The organism is Pseudoroseicyclus tamaricis (genome assembly GCF_012070395.1).
Lineage (GTDB): Bacteria > Pseudomonadota > Alphaproteobacteria > Rhodobacterales > Rhodobacteraceae > Pseudoroseicyclus_A > Pseudoroseicyclus_A tamaricis.
This window is the reverse complement of the sequence record NZ_JAAFYS010000001.1, coordinates 1,064,884-1,078,709: the sequence shown is the minus strand read 5'-3', so window position 1 is coordinate 1,078,709 and position 13,826 is coordinate 1,064,884. Positions and strand designations below refer to the sequence as shown.

Below are 13,826 nucleotides of genomic sequence, written 5' to 3'. Positions count from 1 at the left end.
GCGATGACCATGACCGAGGAGTTCCACCGGGTCGACCGCCCGGAGACCGACGAGCAGACCCGCGCCATCCACCGCGTCGCCGACGCCGCCCATCGCCTCAACGAGGCGGTGCAGCGGGCGGTCGGCGCCGGTGTCTCCGTCGAGTTGATCCGCGTCAGCCGCCATCACAGCGGCACCGGCGCCTGGGGCGACCAGCTCGTCCCGACCGTGCGGGAGACGAAGGCGCCGGCGGACTGACCCAGGGCCCCCTACCGGGTCTGGTGCACCGCGCCCTCCAAGACCCGGTAGGGATATCGCATCGCCAGGGACGTCATCGCAGATGTTCGGACACCGCTTGTCCGGCGGCCCATCCGGAAGACCAGGCCCACTGGAAATTATATCCTCCGAGCCAGCCCGTGACATCGACCGCCTCGCCGATGGTGTAGAGCCCAGGAACCGTCTTAGCCTCCATCGTGCGCGACGAGAGCGCGTCGGTTGAAATGCCGCCCGCCGTGACCTCGGCCTTGGCATAGCCTTCGGTGCCCGTCGGATGGAACGTCAGGTGCTGCAGCTCTGCGGCGACGCGCCCGATGTCCTGATCGGACGCGTTTCCCATCTCCGTCTCCAGCCCGATGCGCGCGGCCAGAACCTCCGCCAGTCGGTTCGGAAGATGCTCGCTCAGCACGGAGCGCAGCCGGCTGCGAGGCGATCGCTTCCGCGCGTCGCGCAGGATCTCCTCGGCCTTCTCGAGCATGGTCAGCACGAGCGGCTCCCCCGGCACCCAGTAGGACGACGCCTGAAGGATGGCCGGCCCCGACAGCCCACGGTGCGTGAAGAGCGCGGCCTCGGAGAAGGCGGCCCCGCCGGTCTTGGCCGTCACCGGGGCCGACACGCCGGAAATCTCCCGGAACGCCTGCGCGTCCGGCCCCAGAGTCATGGGGACGAGGGCTGGCCTTGGCGGAACGACAGGCAGGCCGAAGCGCTCGGCGATCCGGTAGGCGACCCCGGTGGCCCCCATCTTGGGGATCGAGGGGCCGCCGGTGGCGATAACCAGCTGCCGGGCCGACGCTCCTGCCACGCGGAACAGCCCGTCGCCATGGCCGATCTCACCGATCTCGGTCGACAGGCGGATCTCGACGCGGCCCCGGGCGCATTCCTCAAGAAGCATCGCCACGACCTGCCGCGCGGAGCCATCGCAGAAGAGCTGGCCCAGCGTCTTCTCATGCCAGGCGATCCCGTAGCGGTCGATCAGCGCGAGGAAATCCCACTGCGTATACCGGGCGAGCGCGGATTTCGCGAAATGCGGGTTCTCGGAGAGGAAGCAGTCCGCCTCGACCCCCATATTGGTGAAGTTGCAGCGGCCGCCGCCGGAGATCAGGATCTTCTTGCCTGCCTTGTCGGCGTGATCGAGCAGAAGCACCCGGGCACCGCCCTGCCCCGCTGTCGCGGCTGCCATCAGGCCGGCAGCTCCGGCGCCAAGCACAATCACATCGTAAGTCATGGCGGTCATCTACGACACGCTGACGGGCAAGAAAATGGCGCGCACGGCTCTTGCGCTTACGGCCAGCAACCTGGCCTCGCAGCAGGCGTCGAAGCCCGACCCGGGCTCCAGGCACAGGCGTCCCCGGGTGGGGCTTGAACCCGACCCGCAGGCCCGGGCCGGGGCATCCGGCCCGGGCCACCCGGCGGAGGGAACCTCCGCCGCGCATGCCGCCTTGTTCCCGCGATAGCGAAAGGGCGATCCATGACAGTCGTGATGATCAGCGGGGCCTCGGCCGGTGTCGGCCGGGCAGTGGTGCGGCGCTTCGCCGGGCCGGGCATGAAGCTGGGCCTCATCGCCCGCGACGAAGCCCGGCTGGAGGCCGCGGCGCAGGAGGTGCGGGCGGCCGGCGGAGACGCTCTCGTCCTGCCGGGAGACGTGGCTGACCCGGAAACCTCCGAGCGGGCGGCCGAGCAACTGGAGGCCGCCTTCGGCCCCATCGACATCTGGATTAACGTCGCCATGGTCACCGTCCTCGCGCCCGTCGCCCGGACGACGGCGGAGGAGTACCGGCGCGTGACCGAGGTGACCTATCTCGGCACCGTTCACGGGACGCTGGCGGCGCTGAAGCGGATGCGCCCGCGCAACCACGGCGCCATCGTGCAGATCGGCTCCGCCCTCGCCTACCGCTCGATCCCGCTGCAATCGGCCTATTGCGCTGCCAAGGCGGCGGTCCTCGGCTTCACGGAGAGCCTGAGGACCGAGCTGCTGCACGACCAGTCCGCCGTCACGGTGACGATGGTGCAGCTGCCCGCCGTCAACACGCCCCAGTTCGACTGGGCGCGCAACAAGACCGGCCACCGCGCGCAACCGGTGCCGCCCATCTTCGAGCCGGAGGTGATCGCCGACGCCATCCACCACGCCGCCTTCCACCCGCGGCGCGAGTACTGGCTGGGCTTCTCCGCCGCCAAGGCCATCGTGGCAGACAAGGTCGCCCCCGCGCTGGCGGACCGCTACCTCGCCGCGACAGGCTATTCCGGCCAGCTCACCGACGCGGCGGAGCGGGATCGCCCGGACAACCTCTACGAGAGCGTGCCCGGCGATGTCGGCGCCCGGGGCCGCTTCAGCGACCGCGCCTCCGGCACCTCCCCCGCCATCTGGGCGAGCGAGCACCGCGACGCGCTCCTCGGACTCGGCGCCTTGGCGGCCACAGGCCTCGCCGCCGGGCTTCTGGCCCGGGCGATGAAGGGCCGGCGGCGGGGCTGAGGGCTGGGCTCCACGAGGGGCGGGCAGCGGTCGGCGAGAATCCCCGGCGTCCGCCCCGCCCCAGCGGCCCTGCCCCCCAGCACCACGCCGAGCGGCGGCAGCAGCGTCAGCCAGCTGAGCGAGCCGCGCGATCAGAGCCAGCGCTGCCACGTCCCGCCCCAGCCGGTCGAGCACCAGTCGCAGCCGGCGTCCGAATGCTCCGCCTCGCCGGTGATCGCCCAGCTCCCGCCACGGTGGCGAAGGCCTCCACCCGCCAGATCGCCATCACCAGCGGACGACCGATGCCGCCCGCCCGGCGCCGCGCACCGCCCGCTGGTTCGGCCCCGCCCTCCTGCCGGAGGCCAGCATCGCCACCGGCATGGCGCTGGTGGTGGGCGGGAGCTTCCCCGAGCACGAGGCGACGGCGCTCTCCATCGCCGTCGCGACAACGATCATCTTCGCGCTGCTCGGCCCATGGCTGACGGTGCTCGCCGCCCGCCGCGCCGGTCGCCACTGACGCGCCCTGCTCCCGGCCCGGCTCACCCGGCGCGAAAAAGGAGGCCCCCCAGTCGATCCGCTGGAACGAAAGGCTCCCGGACTTGTTCTGATCGGGAGGCAGATGGCCTCGTAGCCCGGCGGCACGGCGGATGTCCCTTTCGCGCCAGACGGGCTGATCATGAACACGTGCTTCCCTCCGGTGAAGCCGACCGGGATGAAGCCATGGATCACACCGAAAGCACTGATTTGGCGAAGCCCACAATCCTCGTCGTCGAGGACGAATGGCTGGTGGCCATCGACATCGTCGAGGAGCTGGAGGCCGCCGGCTACGAGGTGATCGGCCCGGCGCATTGCGTCGCCGACGCGCTCTCGCTGCTGGAGCCGCGCTCCCCCGTCGCCGCGGTGCTGGACGTGAACCTGCGGGGCGAGACCTCCTACCCCATCGCCGACGCGCTGGAGCATCGTGGCGTGCCCTTCACCTTCCTGAGCAGCTACACCCGCAGCCAGCTCGACGAGGGCTATCAGAACCGCCCGCTGCTCTCCAAGCCGATGACGCCGGCGCGGCTGATCTCCCGCCTCGGCGAGATGCTGGGCGACTGACGGCCCGCGGCCTCAGGCTCGCGGGAAGACCCGCCCGTCGAAGAGCTTGCGCGCCGTCCGCAGCGTACCGGCGCGGGTGACAGCGCCGTCGCCGTCCCGCTCGATCACCACCTCGGCGGCGCCGGTCGGATGCTCCACCACGAAGGTCTCGCCCTCGGGCAGCACCGCGACCTCGGCGGCGGGCGAGCCCTCCAGCGTCGCCGCCACGGCGGCGGAGACGGCGGCGAACACGCCGACCGTCGCATGAACCCGGTGCGGGATGAAGCTGCGGGTGCTGAGCGTGCCGCCCGCCTGCGGCGGCGAGACGAGGAACATCTTCGGCACGCTCTTCTCCGCCACGTCGCCCAACCCCATCATCGGCCCGGCCTTGAGGCGGATGGCCTCCACCTTCTCCTTCAGCGCGCCATTGCCCTCCAGCGCCTCCCGGCTCTCGCTGCCCGTCACGCCCAGCGCATCGGCACGCATGACGACGATCGGCATCCCCATGTCGATCAGCGTTGCCGCCACGCCCTCGATCTCGTCCACCACGTGGCCCGTCGGCAGCATGGCGCCGCACATCGAGCCGGCGAGGTTCTGGAACATGAGCGGCACGGCGGCATGGCGCCCCGGCACCCCGTCGATGGAGGCCGCGCCGGCATAGCTCACCCGCCCGCCCGGCGTCGCTATCCGCGCTTCGGCCACCTCTCCGGTATTGACCATGTGGATGCGCACGAGCGTCTCGCCCTCCGCCGCCGCCACCAGCCCCCGCTCGATGGCGGCCGGCCCGACGCCGGCGAGGATGTTGCCGCAGCCCTGCGCATCGCTCACCAGCGGCCGGTCGACGTAGACCTGCAGGAAGAGGTAGTCGACGTCGGCATCCTTCCGGCTCGGCGGCGAGAGCACCGCTACCTTGCTAGTCAGCGGGTCCGCCCCGCCGATCCCGTCGATCTGGCGCGCGTCGGGGGAGCCCATGATGCGCAAGAGCAGATGGTCCCGCGCCGCCGGCTCTTCCGGCAGGTCGCTGGCGAGGAAATACGCCCCCTTCGAGGTGCCCCCCCGCATCCAGAGGCAGGGGATGCCGTCCTCGGCCGGGTCAGACATAGCGCAGCCCCTTCGCCTCCAGCCGCCCGCGCATGTCGTAGATGTCGAGCCCCAGCTCGCCGGAGGCGAGCCGACTGCGCTTCTCCTCCTCCGCCGCCAGCCGCGCCTCCGCCGCCGCAAGCACCTCCCCGGCCTCGGCCCGTTTGACGACGACCACGCCGTCGTCATCGGCCACGATCACGTCGCCCGCCTCCACGGCCTGCCCGGCACAGACGATGGGCACGTTCACCGAGCCCAGCGTCTCCTTCACCGTGCCCTGCGCCGAGATCGCGGTTGACCAGACCGGAAAGCCCATCTCCCGCAGATCCTTCGTGTCCCGCACGCCCGCATCGATCACCAGCCCCCGGCAGCCCCGCGCCATGGCCGAGGTCGCGAGCAGGTCGCCGAAGTAGCCGGTGTCGCAAGGCGAGGTCGGCGCCAGCACCAGCACATCGCCCTCCCGCAGCTGCTCGATTGCGACATGCAGCATCCAGTTGTCTCCCGGCGGCGCCGAGATCGTCACCGCAGAACCCGCGATCTGCGCCCCCTGCTGAATGGGCCGCATGTTCGAGGCAAGGCACCCCCGCCGCCCCTGCGCCTCATGCACCGTCGCCACCCCCGCGCGCGCCAGCCCGTCGATCACCGACGCCTCGGCGCGCCGAACCTCCTGCACCACAACATTCGCCATCCCGCCCTCCCCTGGCTTTCGCCCTTTTCCAAATACCTCTCGGGGGGTCTGGGGGGCAGACAGCCCCCCAGCCTCTCCACCCAGCCCAGCCTTCAGTCCTTCTGCACCGGCGGTGTCCCATGCGTGTGGAACGTCTCGATGGTCTTCAGCCCCCAGGCCTGCCCCTTCTTGCGATCCGCCTCCGTCCAGACCACCGGCTCCCAGTCGGGCTGCATCACCAGCCGCGCTCCGGCATTGGCCAGCTCGATCCGGTTGCCCGCCGGCTCCCAGGCGTAGAGGAAGAAGCTGCCCTGGATGGCGTGCTTGTGCGGACCCGTCTCGATATGCACTCCGTTCTCAAGGTAGATATCGGCCGCCCGCAGGATGTCTTCCCGCGTGTCGGTGGCGTAGGTGACATGGTGCAGCCGGCCCTCGCCGCCGCCGCGCTCTTCGGAGCAGACCAGGTCGTAGCTCTTGTTGTTGCAGGTGAACCAGCAGCCGCCCATGCGGCCATTGTCGAGTTGGATGTACTCGGTCACCCGGTGGCCGAGGCAGGTGCCGACGAAATCGCGGAACGCCGCGACGTCCTCGCCCAGCACGTTGACGTGGTCGATCCGCCGCGGCGCCACGCCCGCGCCGGGGTAGCGGGAGGAGAGGTTCTTCAGCGCCGAGGCATCCTCCGGCGGCGCCTCGTATTTCACCGTGTCCCAGTAGAGCTCGAAGACATGCCCGAACGGGTCTTCGAACCGGAAGGCCCGGCCGTGGCCGAGGTCACCTTCCACCCAACCCAGCACCTTGTACTCGCTCGCCTCGATGGCCGCGACGCGCCGTTCCAGCGCCTCGGGGGAGCTGACGCGGTAGGCGATGTGGCCCACCCCCGTCCGGTCCGCCTTCGTCAGCTTCATCGAGTGGAATTCGTAATCCTCCCAAGCCCTGAGATAGGCGGAGGTCTCGTCCTGCCCTGAGAGCTTCAGCCCGTAGACGCGGGTGAAGAAGTCGAGGCTCTTGTCGAACTGGTCGGTGAAGACCTCGACATGGCCCAGATGGGCGAGGTCGAAATTGGGGTTCGTCGGCTGGCTCATGTCTGTCCTCCCGTTTGGGGTGGACCGCACGACTTTGCCGTGCGGCCCTGTTCCTTATAGGCCGGGCGTGCCGGCCTGTCGTCTCGCCCCGGCGCGGTCCCCTCCCGACCCGGCCGGAGCGCCTCGCCTCAGCCCTTGCGGGCGGCGTCGGCCGACCAGGGGCCGGGGCCCGCGGCGGCGAGGTAGAGGAAGGCGAAGCAGTAGAGCGCCGCCAGCTCGCCCCCGTTGAGCAGCGGGTAGAAGCCCTGCGGCGCGTGGGCGATGAAGTAGGCCGCCGCCATCAGGCCGGAGAGGATGAAGGCGACCGGCCGCGTGAAGAGGCCGATGGCCAGAAGAAGGCCGCCGACAAGCTCGAGGATGCCGGCGATGCCGTAGATGCTGGTGATCGGCGGCGTCATGCCGGCCGGCGGAAAGTCGAACAGCTTGGAGCTGCCGTGCTGCAGCAGCAGCAGCGCCGCCATGATGCGAAACACCGACAGAAGCTGCGGCTGGAAGCGGGAGAGGAACGTCATTGCCATATTGCCCTTATAAGTCAGAGGGCTGGCCTTATAACTCATCCACCGTCCGCGGAAAGACCGACTGGAACCCTTCGGCGTAGCGGCAATCGCGCCCGCCGGACTGGCCGCCGGAGTTGCGCTTGAAGTGGTTGGCCCGGTTCTCCGCCACCCGGGTGTAGTAATCCCAGAGGTGCTCCTGCCCCTCCATGCACTCGATGGCGGCGCGCTTCCTGTCCCAGACCGGCGTGATGTCGAGGAAGGTATCGGGCGTCCATCCCATCTGCTCGGTCTGATGCGGCTCGAAGAGGTAGAGCTGCGGCGCGCCGAGGACCTTCTGCCCGGGCTCATGGCCCCAGGCCTGCGCGATCATCCGGCACTCGAGCACGGCGTTCGTCGTGTTCATGTGGTCGGTGTTGTAGGGATCGTACTGGCTGTGGGAGAGCATGAAGGACGGCTGAACCTTCCGGATCACGTCGACGATCTTCATCTTGTTCTCGCGGCTGAACTCCAGCGGATAGTCGCCGAGGTCGAGGCAGACCAGCTCGTGCACGCCCAGCGCCTCGGCGGCGCGGGAGGCCTCGGCATGGCGGGCCTCCTTGACGCGCTCCAGCGTCATCCCCTCCTGCTTCCACAGCTTGGCGCTCTCGCCCCGCTCCCCGAAGGAGAGGCAGAGGACGGTCACCTCGATCCCCTTCTCGGCATGCAGCGCGATGGCGCCGCCGCAGCGCCAGACGAAATCCGCGGCATGGGCCGAGATGACGAGAGCAGACTTGGCCATGGGTTCCTCCCCGATGTTTGCCCCCGTCTATCTCACGGCGCCGCGCAAGCTGTCCATTTCATTTGCCATTCGGCGCGCTGGGAGGAATGCTCGGGGGCAGGAGCAGCAGCAGCCGGAACCTTCGGCACCTCTGCTTGTTCTGGACGGCAAGAGACTGGGGGACGCGTGACGGCGAGGCGGTGGAAGAGCAAGGCAGGCACGCGCGCGGGCGCCTCGTGCGCCCTTTTGCTTCTCGCCGCCTGCTCCGGCCGCCAGTCCGCCCTCGACCCGGCCGGCGAGGATGCGGAGACGCTGGCGCTGATGTTCACCGTCATGGTGACGGCGGCGGCGATCCTCTGGCTCTGCCTCAACGGGCTCTTCTTTTACGTCACCCGCGTCTCTCCCCGGCGGATGAGCCGCAAGCTCGCCAACGGCCTCGTCATCGGCGGCGGCATCCTGATGCCGCTCGTGCTGATCGGCGCCCTCCTCGCCTGGGGCCTGTCGATCCTGCCCGATCACGACCAGCCGGGCGACGGGCTGGTGATCCGCGTGCAGGGGGAGCAATGGTGGTGGCGCGTCGCCTACGAGACGCCGGAGGGCGACGTCATCTCCGCCAACGAGATTCGCATGCCGGTGGGCGAGCGGGTGAGCTTCGTGCTCGACTCGCACCGCGTCATCCATTCCTTCTGGATCCCCAGCCTCGGCGGCAAGATGGACATGTTCCCCGGCCGGCAGACCAACCTGTCGCTGCGGGCCGACGAGGCGGGCATCTACCGGGGCCAGTGCGCCGAGTTCTGCGGCGCCTCCCACGCCTGGATGGCCTTCGAAGTGGAGGCGATGGAGCCGGACGCCTTCGACGCCTGGCTCGCCGCCGAGGCCGCCCCCGCCGGCCCGCCGGATGGCGGGGCGGAGGCGATCGGCCGGCAGATCTTCGCCCGCGAGGGCTGCGGCGGCTGCCATGAGATCCGCGGCACCGAGTTCCAGGGACAGGTGGGGCCCGACCTCACCCATGTCGGCTCGCGCCACTCGCTCGGCGCCGGGCGGCTCGGCGCGAGGCTGGAGGATTTCAGCACCTGGATCGCCCATACAGACGATCTGAAGCCGGGCGTCGAGATGCCGCCCTTCGACCATCTCCCGCAAGAGGAGCTGACCGCCCTCGCCGCCTACCTGAAGGGGCTCCAATGAGCGACACCTCCCGCTTTGACGGCCCCAGCAGCGCCGACCCGGAGCTCGAAGGCATTTATCCCCCGACGGCGGAGATGATCGCCGAGCCGATGGATCCGGAGCTCTCCAGGGCGCAGGCCGAGCGGCTGAGCCGCGCCTGGGCGACGCCGACGGGCTGGCGCTACTGGAGTTCGGTGAACAACACCGAGGTCGGCGTCTGGTACACGCTCACCGCCTTCTGCTTCATGCTGCTGGCTGGCCTGATGGCGCTGCTCATCCGACTGCAGCTGGCCGTGCCGCAGAACGATCTCGTCTCCGCCGACCTCTTCAATCAGCTCTTCACGATGCATGGCTCGGCGATGATGTTCCTGTTCGCCGTGCCGATCTTCGAGTCGGTCTCGATCCTCATCCTGCCGAGCCTCGTTGGCGCGCGGGACATGCCCTTCCCGCGCCTCTCCGCCTTCGGCTACTGGTGCTTCCTGATCGGCGGCATCTTCGTGATCGGCTCGATCTTCTTCAACGTCGCCCCCAAGGCCGGCTGGTTCATGTACCCGCCGCTGGCGACGGAGGATCCGGGCCCCGGCTCCGACATCTGGCTGCTCGGCCTCTCCTTCATCGAGGTCGCCTCCATCGCCGCGGCGGTGGAGCTGATCGTCGGCGCCCTGAAATGCCGCCCGCCGGGGATGCGGGTGAACATCATGCCGCTCTACGCGTGGTACGTCCTCGTCGTCGGCGGCATGATCCTCTTCGCCTTCCCGCCCCTCATCGCGGGGGACCTGCTCTTCGAGCTGGAGCGCAGCTTCGACTGGCCGTTCTTCGACCCCACGCGCGGGGGCGATCCGCTCCTCTGGCAGCACCTCTTCTGGATCTTCGGGCACCCGGAGGTCTACATCATCTTCCTGCCCTCCATCGCCATCGCGGCGATGATCGTGCCGACCGTCGCCCAGCGCCCCATCGTCGGCTACAGCTGGATCGTGCTCTCCGCCGTGGGCACCGGATTCATCAGCTTCGGGCTATGGGTCCACCACATGTTCACCACGGGGCTGCCGAACATCTCGCTCGGCTTCTTCTCGGCGGCGTCGGAGGCGGTGGTGATCCCCACCGGCATCCAGCTCTTCGCCTTCGTGGCGACGCTGATGGTGGGCCGGGTGAAGCTGAACCTGCCGATGCTGTGGATCGCGGGCGGGCTGGCCATCTTCACCGCAGGCGGGCTGACCGGGGTGATGCTGGCCATCGCGCCCTTCGACTTTCAGGCGCACGACACCTACTTCGTCGTCGCCCACCTGCACTACACGCTCTTCGGCGGCATGGTCTTCCCCATCATCGCCGGGGTCTACTACTACATGCCGCTCATCTCGAAGAAGCTGATGAGCAAGCGGCTGGGGCGCTGGTCCTTCTGGCTGATTTTCTCGGGCTTCAACATCACCTTCCTGCCGATGCACCTCTCCGGCCTCCTCGGCATGCCCCGCAGGGTCTTCACCTATCCCGGCGGACTGGGGTGGGACATCTGGAACCTCGTCTCCACCTGCGGCGCCTTCGTCATCGCCGCCGGCTTCGCCATCTTCATGTTCGACCTGCTCACCCACGGCCGCCGCTCGGCGCTGACGCCGCGCAACCCATGGGGCGGCGGGACGCTGGAATGGACGCATGACGTGCCGGAGGCGAACTGGGGCGTGCGCTCCATCCCCTACATCACCTCCCGCTACCCGCTCTGGGACGATCCCAACCTGGTCGAGCGGATGGATGCCGGGCGCTACTACCTCGGCGATTCCGCCGAGGAGACGCGGGAGACCATCGTCACCTCGGTGATCGACGCGCGGCCGCTCTACATCCAGCCCATCACCGGGCCGACATGGATCACCCTCGTCGCCGCCGCCTTCACCGGCGGGGCGTTCATCTTCCCCACCTTCCACATGTACTGGCCGGCGGGAATCTGCGGGGTGCTGGCGATCTGCACCATCATCACCTGGCTCTGGAGAGACACCGCCCGCCCACCGAAGACGCACATGGCCGATGTCGGCCTCGGCCTCCGGCTGCCGACCTATGCCTCCGGCTCCAGAAGCGCCGGCTGGTGGGCGATGTGGATCACGATGCTGGCCGATTCCACCGCCTTCGCCTCCCTCATCTTCTCCGTCTTCTACTACTGGACGGCGCACCCCGACTTCCCGCCAGCCGGCTCCGCCCACCCCGAGCTCATGCTCGTCGCCCTCGCCGGAATCTGCGTGGCGCTGGCCTGGGGGGCGACCTTCGGTGCGCGCGAGGTCAACACCCACGGCCGGCCGGGCCTCGCGCGGGCGCTGCTCGGGGGCGGCGCCCTCCTCAGCCTTGCCGCCGCCAGCTTCATGACGCTCTCGGTGACGGATCTGTCGCCCAAGACCCATGCCTACCCGGCCATCCTCTCGGCGATCACCATCTGGATGGGGGTGCACTCGGCCCTCGGCGCGCTGATGCAGCTCTATTGCCTCGCCGGCTCCACCTTCGGCAAGCTGACCCCGCGCTATGACGCGGACCTGCGCAACGTGACGCTCTACTGGCATTTCCACGCCCTCGCGGCGCTGATCGCCGCGGCCACCCTCGGCCTCGTTCCCCTGATGCTGACATGACCGACGGCAAAGACGCAGAGAAGCACGAGTTCCGCGAGGAGTCGGAGAGCCTCTGGCGCATCGCCTTCGCCCCCGCGATCTGGGCGATCCACTTCGTCGTCTGCTACGCTTGGGTGAGCCTCGTCTGCGTGAAGTTCGGCGGCGACCCGGCGGTGATGCGCGTCAGCCTGCTGGCCATCTCCGCCGTCGCCCTCGCCGCCATCGCCTGGCTCGGCTGGCGCGCCTTCCGGCAGTGGAACGTGCGCGACACCGGCGACTTCACCAACCCCGAGGGAGAGGCGGAGGACCGGCACGAGTTCCTCGGCCACGCCGCCTTCCTGCTCGCGATCATCTCCGCCATCGGCGTCATTTACGTCTCCATGCCGCTGATCATCATCGAGGGCTGCCGATGACCCGGTCAGACGTCCGCCCCGTGCTTCACCTGGCCGCAAATACCTCGGGGGTGAGGCCGCAGGCCGAGGGGGCCGCGCCCCCTGCCCGGCCCGCCCTCCTCGCCGCCGGCCTCGCCCTCCTCGCCGCGCTCTGGGGGCTGCCGCTGGAGCGGTGGATGGCGGATTTCCCCGCCTTCATGCTCCGCCACATGGGGCTGGTCGCGCTCGCCGCGCCCCTCCTCGTCCTCGGCCTGCCGCGCCTCGCGGGCCTCCTCGCCATCAACCCGCTGCTCGCCGCGGTGCTGGAGTTCCTCGCCGTCTGGGGCTGGCACACGCCGCGCCTCCATGGCCTCGCCCGGCTGGAGCCATGGGCGCTCCTCCTCGAGCAGGGGACGTTCCTGCTCGTCGGGCTCTTCGTCTGGTCCGGCTGCCTGCGCGCCGCGCAGCCGCTCGCCGGCGCCGGGGGCCTGCTGCTCACCTCGATGCACATGACCCTGCTCGGCGCGCTCCTCACCCTCGCGCCGCGGGATCTCTACTTCGCTTTCTGCGGGACGCTGCCCGACCTCTCGGGCCAGCAGCTCGGGGGGATGATGATGCTCGCCATCGGCACGCCGGTCTACCTCGTCGCCGGGCTCTGGCTGACGGCGCGGGCACTGCAGGGCGGGAGTACGCCATGAGAAAGGTTCTCCTCACGCTCGCCGCCCTCGCCGGGCTCGGCCTCGCCGGCGGCGCTGCCGTGGTCTTCCTCGGCCTCTACAACGTCTCGGCCCAGTCCGGGCACCTGCCCGGCGTCGCCTGGGTGCTGCACACGACCTTCCGGAACGCAGTCGAGCTGCGCGCCATGCCCCCGGACGAAGTGCCCGACCTCTTCTCGCCCGATCTCGTCGCGCTTGGCGCCCGCCACTATGCCACCGCCTGCGCCCCCTGCCACTCCGTCCCCGGAGAGGCGCGCACGGCGACCATCAGATCCATGGTTCCCGAGCCGCCCCGCATCGAGGAGGCGGTGGCGGAGTGGCAGCCCAACGAGCTGCACTGGATCGTCTACAACGGCGTCAAGATGAGCGGCATGCCCGCCTGGCCCGCTGTCACCCGGGAGGAGGAGGTCTGGCCCGTCGTCGCTTACCTCGCCGCCATCAAGGAGGGGCTGACGGTGGAGGAGCAGCAGGCGCTGACGGCGCCCGGCGAGGCCCCCGAGGGCAGCCCGCCCGGCGCCGCCTATTGCTCCGGCTGCCACGCGCTCATCGACAGCGGCGTGCCGCGGCTCGACATCCACGAGGCGCCCTTCCTGCTGCACACGCTCTCCGAATACCGGGACGGCATCCGCCAGAGCGGCATCATGCAGCAGGCGGCCTCGCGCTTTTCGCCGGCGCAGCTGGAGGAGCTGGCCGCCTTCTATGCCGCGATGGAGCCCACGGGCCCCGCCTCCGCCCCGCCCGAGGCCGGCGCGCAGCTCGCCGCGCGCGGCACCGGAGACGTGCCCGCCTGCACCGCCTGCCACGGGCCGGGCGCGAGCGAGGCGCGCGGCGACTTCCCCGCCCTGGCCGGGCAGGACGAGGCCTTCCTCGTCACGCAGCTGCGCCTCTGGCGCTCCGGCGAGCGTGGCGGCTCGGAGCTGATGACGCAGGCGGCGGAGGATCTGGACGACGCCGAGATCGAGGCTCTCGCCGCATGGTACGCGGCCCTCCCCCCCGCCAAGGGGCCGGAGGCGGAGTAGCCTCCCCCCCGCCCTCCAAATGAGCAGATACCTGCGCACACACGCAGAAATCTCTCCCTTTGCGGCATCCTTTTCGCCACTCACCCGTTGACCCGGCGACAGCCGAAAGG

Annotated in this window: 15 protein-coding genes; 9 read left to right on the top strand and 6 right to left on the bottom strand. The window is 69.9% G+C overall.

Translation table 11 applies throughout. From position 1 onward, the window contains the following. Nucleotides 1–3 precede the first annotated feature (3 nt). Nucleotides 4–237 carry a hypothetical protein gene (locus GY170_RS04910; protein WP_167803288.1) on the top strand — a complete coding sequence of 78 codons (234 nt, stop codon included), beginning with the start codon at nucleotides 4–6 and terminating at the stop codon, nucleotides 235–237. Between the two features lie 73 nt (nucleotides 238–310). Here GY170_RS04910 and GY170_RS04905 read toward each other — a convergent pair whose 3' ends face one another. Continuing rightward, the gene (locus GY170_RS04905) at nucleotides 311–1,480 is read right to left on the bottom strand and encodes a BaiN/RdsA family NAD(P)/FAD-dependent oxidoreductase (RefSeq protein ID WP_163890518.1); all 1,170 of its coding nucleotides are present in this window, start codon (nucleotides 1,478–1,480) and stop codon (nucleotides 311–313) included. Between the two features lie 243 nt (nucleotides 1,481–1,723). On the opposite strand from GY170_RS04905, the gene GY170_RS04900 reads away from it, so the two are divergent. From GY170_RS04900 to GY170_RS04890, 3 genes are all read left to right on the top strand, one after another. Beyond that, entirely contained in the window at nucleotides 1,724–2,725 is a 1,002-nt protein-coding gene (locus tag GY170_RS04900) for an SDR family oxidoreductase (RefSeq protein WP_163890516.1), read from the top strand. Between the two features lie 358 nt (nucleotides 2,726–3,083). Beyond that, complete coding sequence (locus tag GY170_RS04895; protein ID WP_163890514.1) at nucleotides 3,084–3,221, top strand: hypothetical protein; 138 nt, start codon at nucleotides 3,084–3,086, stop codon at nucleotides 3,219–3,221. Nucleotides 3,222–3,448: 227 nt separating this feature from the next. Next, a complete protein-coding gene (locus tag GY170_RS04890) occupies nucleotides 3,449–3,802 on the top strand; it encodes a response regulator (protein WP_163890512.1) in 354 nt (117 codons plus the stop codon). A gap of 12 nt (nucleotides 3,803–3,814) precedes the next feature. On the opposite strand, the gene GY170_RS04885 is transcribed toward GY170_RS04890, so the two are convergent. The 5 genes from GY170_RS04885 to GY170_RS04865 form a co-directional block, all read right to left on the bottom strand. Then, on the bottom strand, nucleotides 3,815–4,882 hold the full coding sequence (locus GY170_RS04885) for a 4-oxalomesaconate tautomerase (RefSeq protein WP_163890510.1): 1,068 nt from the start codon (nucleotides 4,880–4,882) through the stop codon (nucleotides 3,815–3,817). Beyond that, nucleotides 4,875–5,549 (bottom strand): 4-carboxy-4-hydroxy-2-oxoadipate aldolase/oxaloacetate decarboxylase, encoded by a 675-nt coding sequence (locus tag GY170_RS04880; protein ID WP_163890508.1) that lies wholly within the window; start codon nucleotides 5,547–5,549, stop codon nucleotides 4,875–4,877. The genes GY170_RS04885 and GY170_RS04880 overlap by 8 nt, the downstream gene beginning before the upstream one ends. Before the next feature lie 92 nt (nucleotides 5,550–5,641). Next, nucleotides 5,642–6,610, bottom strand: coding sequence for a VOC family protein (locus GY170_RS04875; protein ID WP_163890506.1), 969 nt, complete (start codon nucleotides 6,608–6,610; stop codon nucleotides 5,642–5,644). Between the two features lie 128 nt (nucleotides 6,611–6,738). Continuing rightward, a complete protein-coding gene (locus GY170_RS04870; protein WP_163890504.1) occupies nucleotides 6,739–7,128 on the bottom strand; it encodes a DoxX family protein in 390 nt (129 codons plus the stop codon). 28 nt (nucleotides 7,129–7,156) lie between these two features. Further along, nucleotides 7,157–7,885: a PIG-L deacetylase family protein gene (locus GY170_RS04865; RefSeq protein ID WP_163890502.1), complete on the bottom strand. Its 729-nt coding sequence runs from the start codon at nucleotides 7,883–7,885 to the stop codon at nucleotides 7,157–7,159. A 225-nt stretch (nucleotides 7,886–8,110) separates the two neighbouring features. On the opposite strand from GY170_RS04865, the gene coxB reads away from it, so the two are divergent. Genes coxB through GY170_RS04840 form a run of 5 tightly spaced genes read left to right on the top strand, consistent with a single transcriptional unit; the run spans nucleotide 8,111 to nucleotide 13,716 of the window. After that, on the top strand, nucleotides 8,111–9,049 hold the full coding sequence (gene coxB, locus GY170_RS04860) for a cytochrome c oxidase subunit II (protein WP_235924005.1): 939 nt from the start codon (nucleotides 8,111–8,113) through the stop codon (nucleotides 9,047–9,049). Further along, entirely contained in the window at nucleotides 9,046–11,631 is a 2,586-nt protein-coding gene (ctaD, locus tag GY170_RS04855) for a cytochrome c oxidase subunit I (RefSeq protein ID WP_163890498.1), read from the top strand. The genes coxB and ctaD overlap by 4 nt, the downstream gene beginning before the upstream one ends. After that, on the top strand, nucleotides 11,628–12,023 hold the full coding sequence (locus GY170_RS04850; protein ID WP_163890496.1) for a hypothetical protein: 396 nt from the start codon (nucleotides 11,628–11,630) through the stop codon (nucleotides 12,021–12,023). The genes ctaD and GY170_RS04850 overlap by 4 nt, the downstream gene beginning before the upstream one ends. Beyond that, nucleotides 12,020–12,679 (top strand): cytochrome c oxidase assembly protein, encoded by a 660-nt coding sequence (locus tag GY170_RS04845; RefSeq protein ID WP_163890494.1) that lies wholly within the window; start codon nucleotides 12,020–12,022, stop codon nucleotides 12,677–12,679. The genes GY170_RS04850 and GY170_RS04845 overlap by 4 nt, the downstream gene beginning before the upstream one ends. Beyond that, nucleotides 12,676–13,716, top strand: coding sequence for a c-type cytochrome (locus tag GY170_RS04840; RefSeq protein ID WP_163890492.1), 1,041 nt, complete (start codon nucleotides 12,676–12,678; stop codon nucleotides 13,714–13,716). The genes GY170_RS04845 and GY170_RS04840 overlap by 4 nt, the downstream gene beginning before the upstream one ends. Nucleotides 13,717–13,826 lie beyond the last annotated feature (110 nt).

What these genes read in the sequence shown, in the direction of transcription:
- GY170_RS04910 (WP_167803288.1), top strand. Translation starts at nt 4, where the DNA reads ATGACCATGACCGAGGAGTTCCACCGGGTCGACCGCCCGGAGACCGAC.
- GY170_RS04905 (WP_163890518.1), bottom strand. Translation starts at nt 1,480, where the DNA reads ATGACTTACGATGTGATTGTGCTTGGCGCCGGAGCTGCCGGCCTGATG.
- GY170_RS04900 (WP_163890516.1), top strand. Translation starts at nt 1,724, where the DNA reads ATGACAGTCGTGATGATCAGCGGGGCCTCGGCCGGTGTCGGCCGGGCA.
- GY170_RS04895 (WP_163890514.1), top strand. Translation starts at nt 3,084, where the DNA reads ATGGCGCTGGTGGTGGGCGGGAGCTTCCCCGAGCACGAGGCGACGGCG.
- GY170_RS04885 (WP_163890510.1), bottom strand. Translation starts at nt 4,882, where the DNA reads ATGTCTGACCCGGCCGAGGACGGCATCCCCTGCCTCTGGATGCGGGGG.
- GY170_RS04880 (WP_163890508.1), bottom strand. Translation starts at nt 5,549, where the DNA reads ATGGCGAATGTTGTGGTGCAGGAGGTTCGGCGCGCCGAGGCGTCGGTG.
- GY170_RS04875 (WP_163890506.1), bottom strand. Translation starts at nt 6,610, where the DNA reads ATGAGCCAGCCGACGAACCCCAATTTCGACCTCGCCCATCTGGGCCAT.
- GY170_RS04870 (WP_163890504.1), bottom strand. Translation starts at nt 7,128, where the DNA reads ATGGCAATGACGTTCCTCTCCCGCTTCCAGCCGCAGCTTCTGTCGGTG.
- GY170_RS04865 (WP_163890502.1), bottom strand. Translation starts at nt 7,885, where the DNA reads ATGGCCAAGTCTGCTCTCGTCATCTCGGCCCATGCCGCGGATTTCGTC.
- ctaD (WP_163890498.1), top strand. Translation starts at nt 9,046, where the DNA reads ATGAGCGACACCTCCCGCTTTGACGGCCCCAGCAGCGCCGACCCGGAG.
- GY170_RS04850 (WP_163890496.1), top strand. Translation starts at nt 11,628, where the DNA reads ATGACCGACGGCAAAGACGCAGAGAAGCACGAGTTCCGCGAGGAGTCG.
- GY170_RS04845 (WP_163890494.1), top strand. Translation starts at nt 12,020, where the DNA reads ATGACCCGGTCAGACGTCCGCCCCGTGCTTCACCTGGCCGCAAATACC.
- GY170_RS04840 (WP_163890492.1), top strand. Translation starts at nt 12,676, where the DNA reads ATGAGAAAGGTTCTCCTCACGCTCGCCGCCCTCGCCGGGCTCGGCCTC.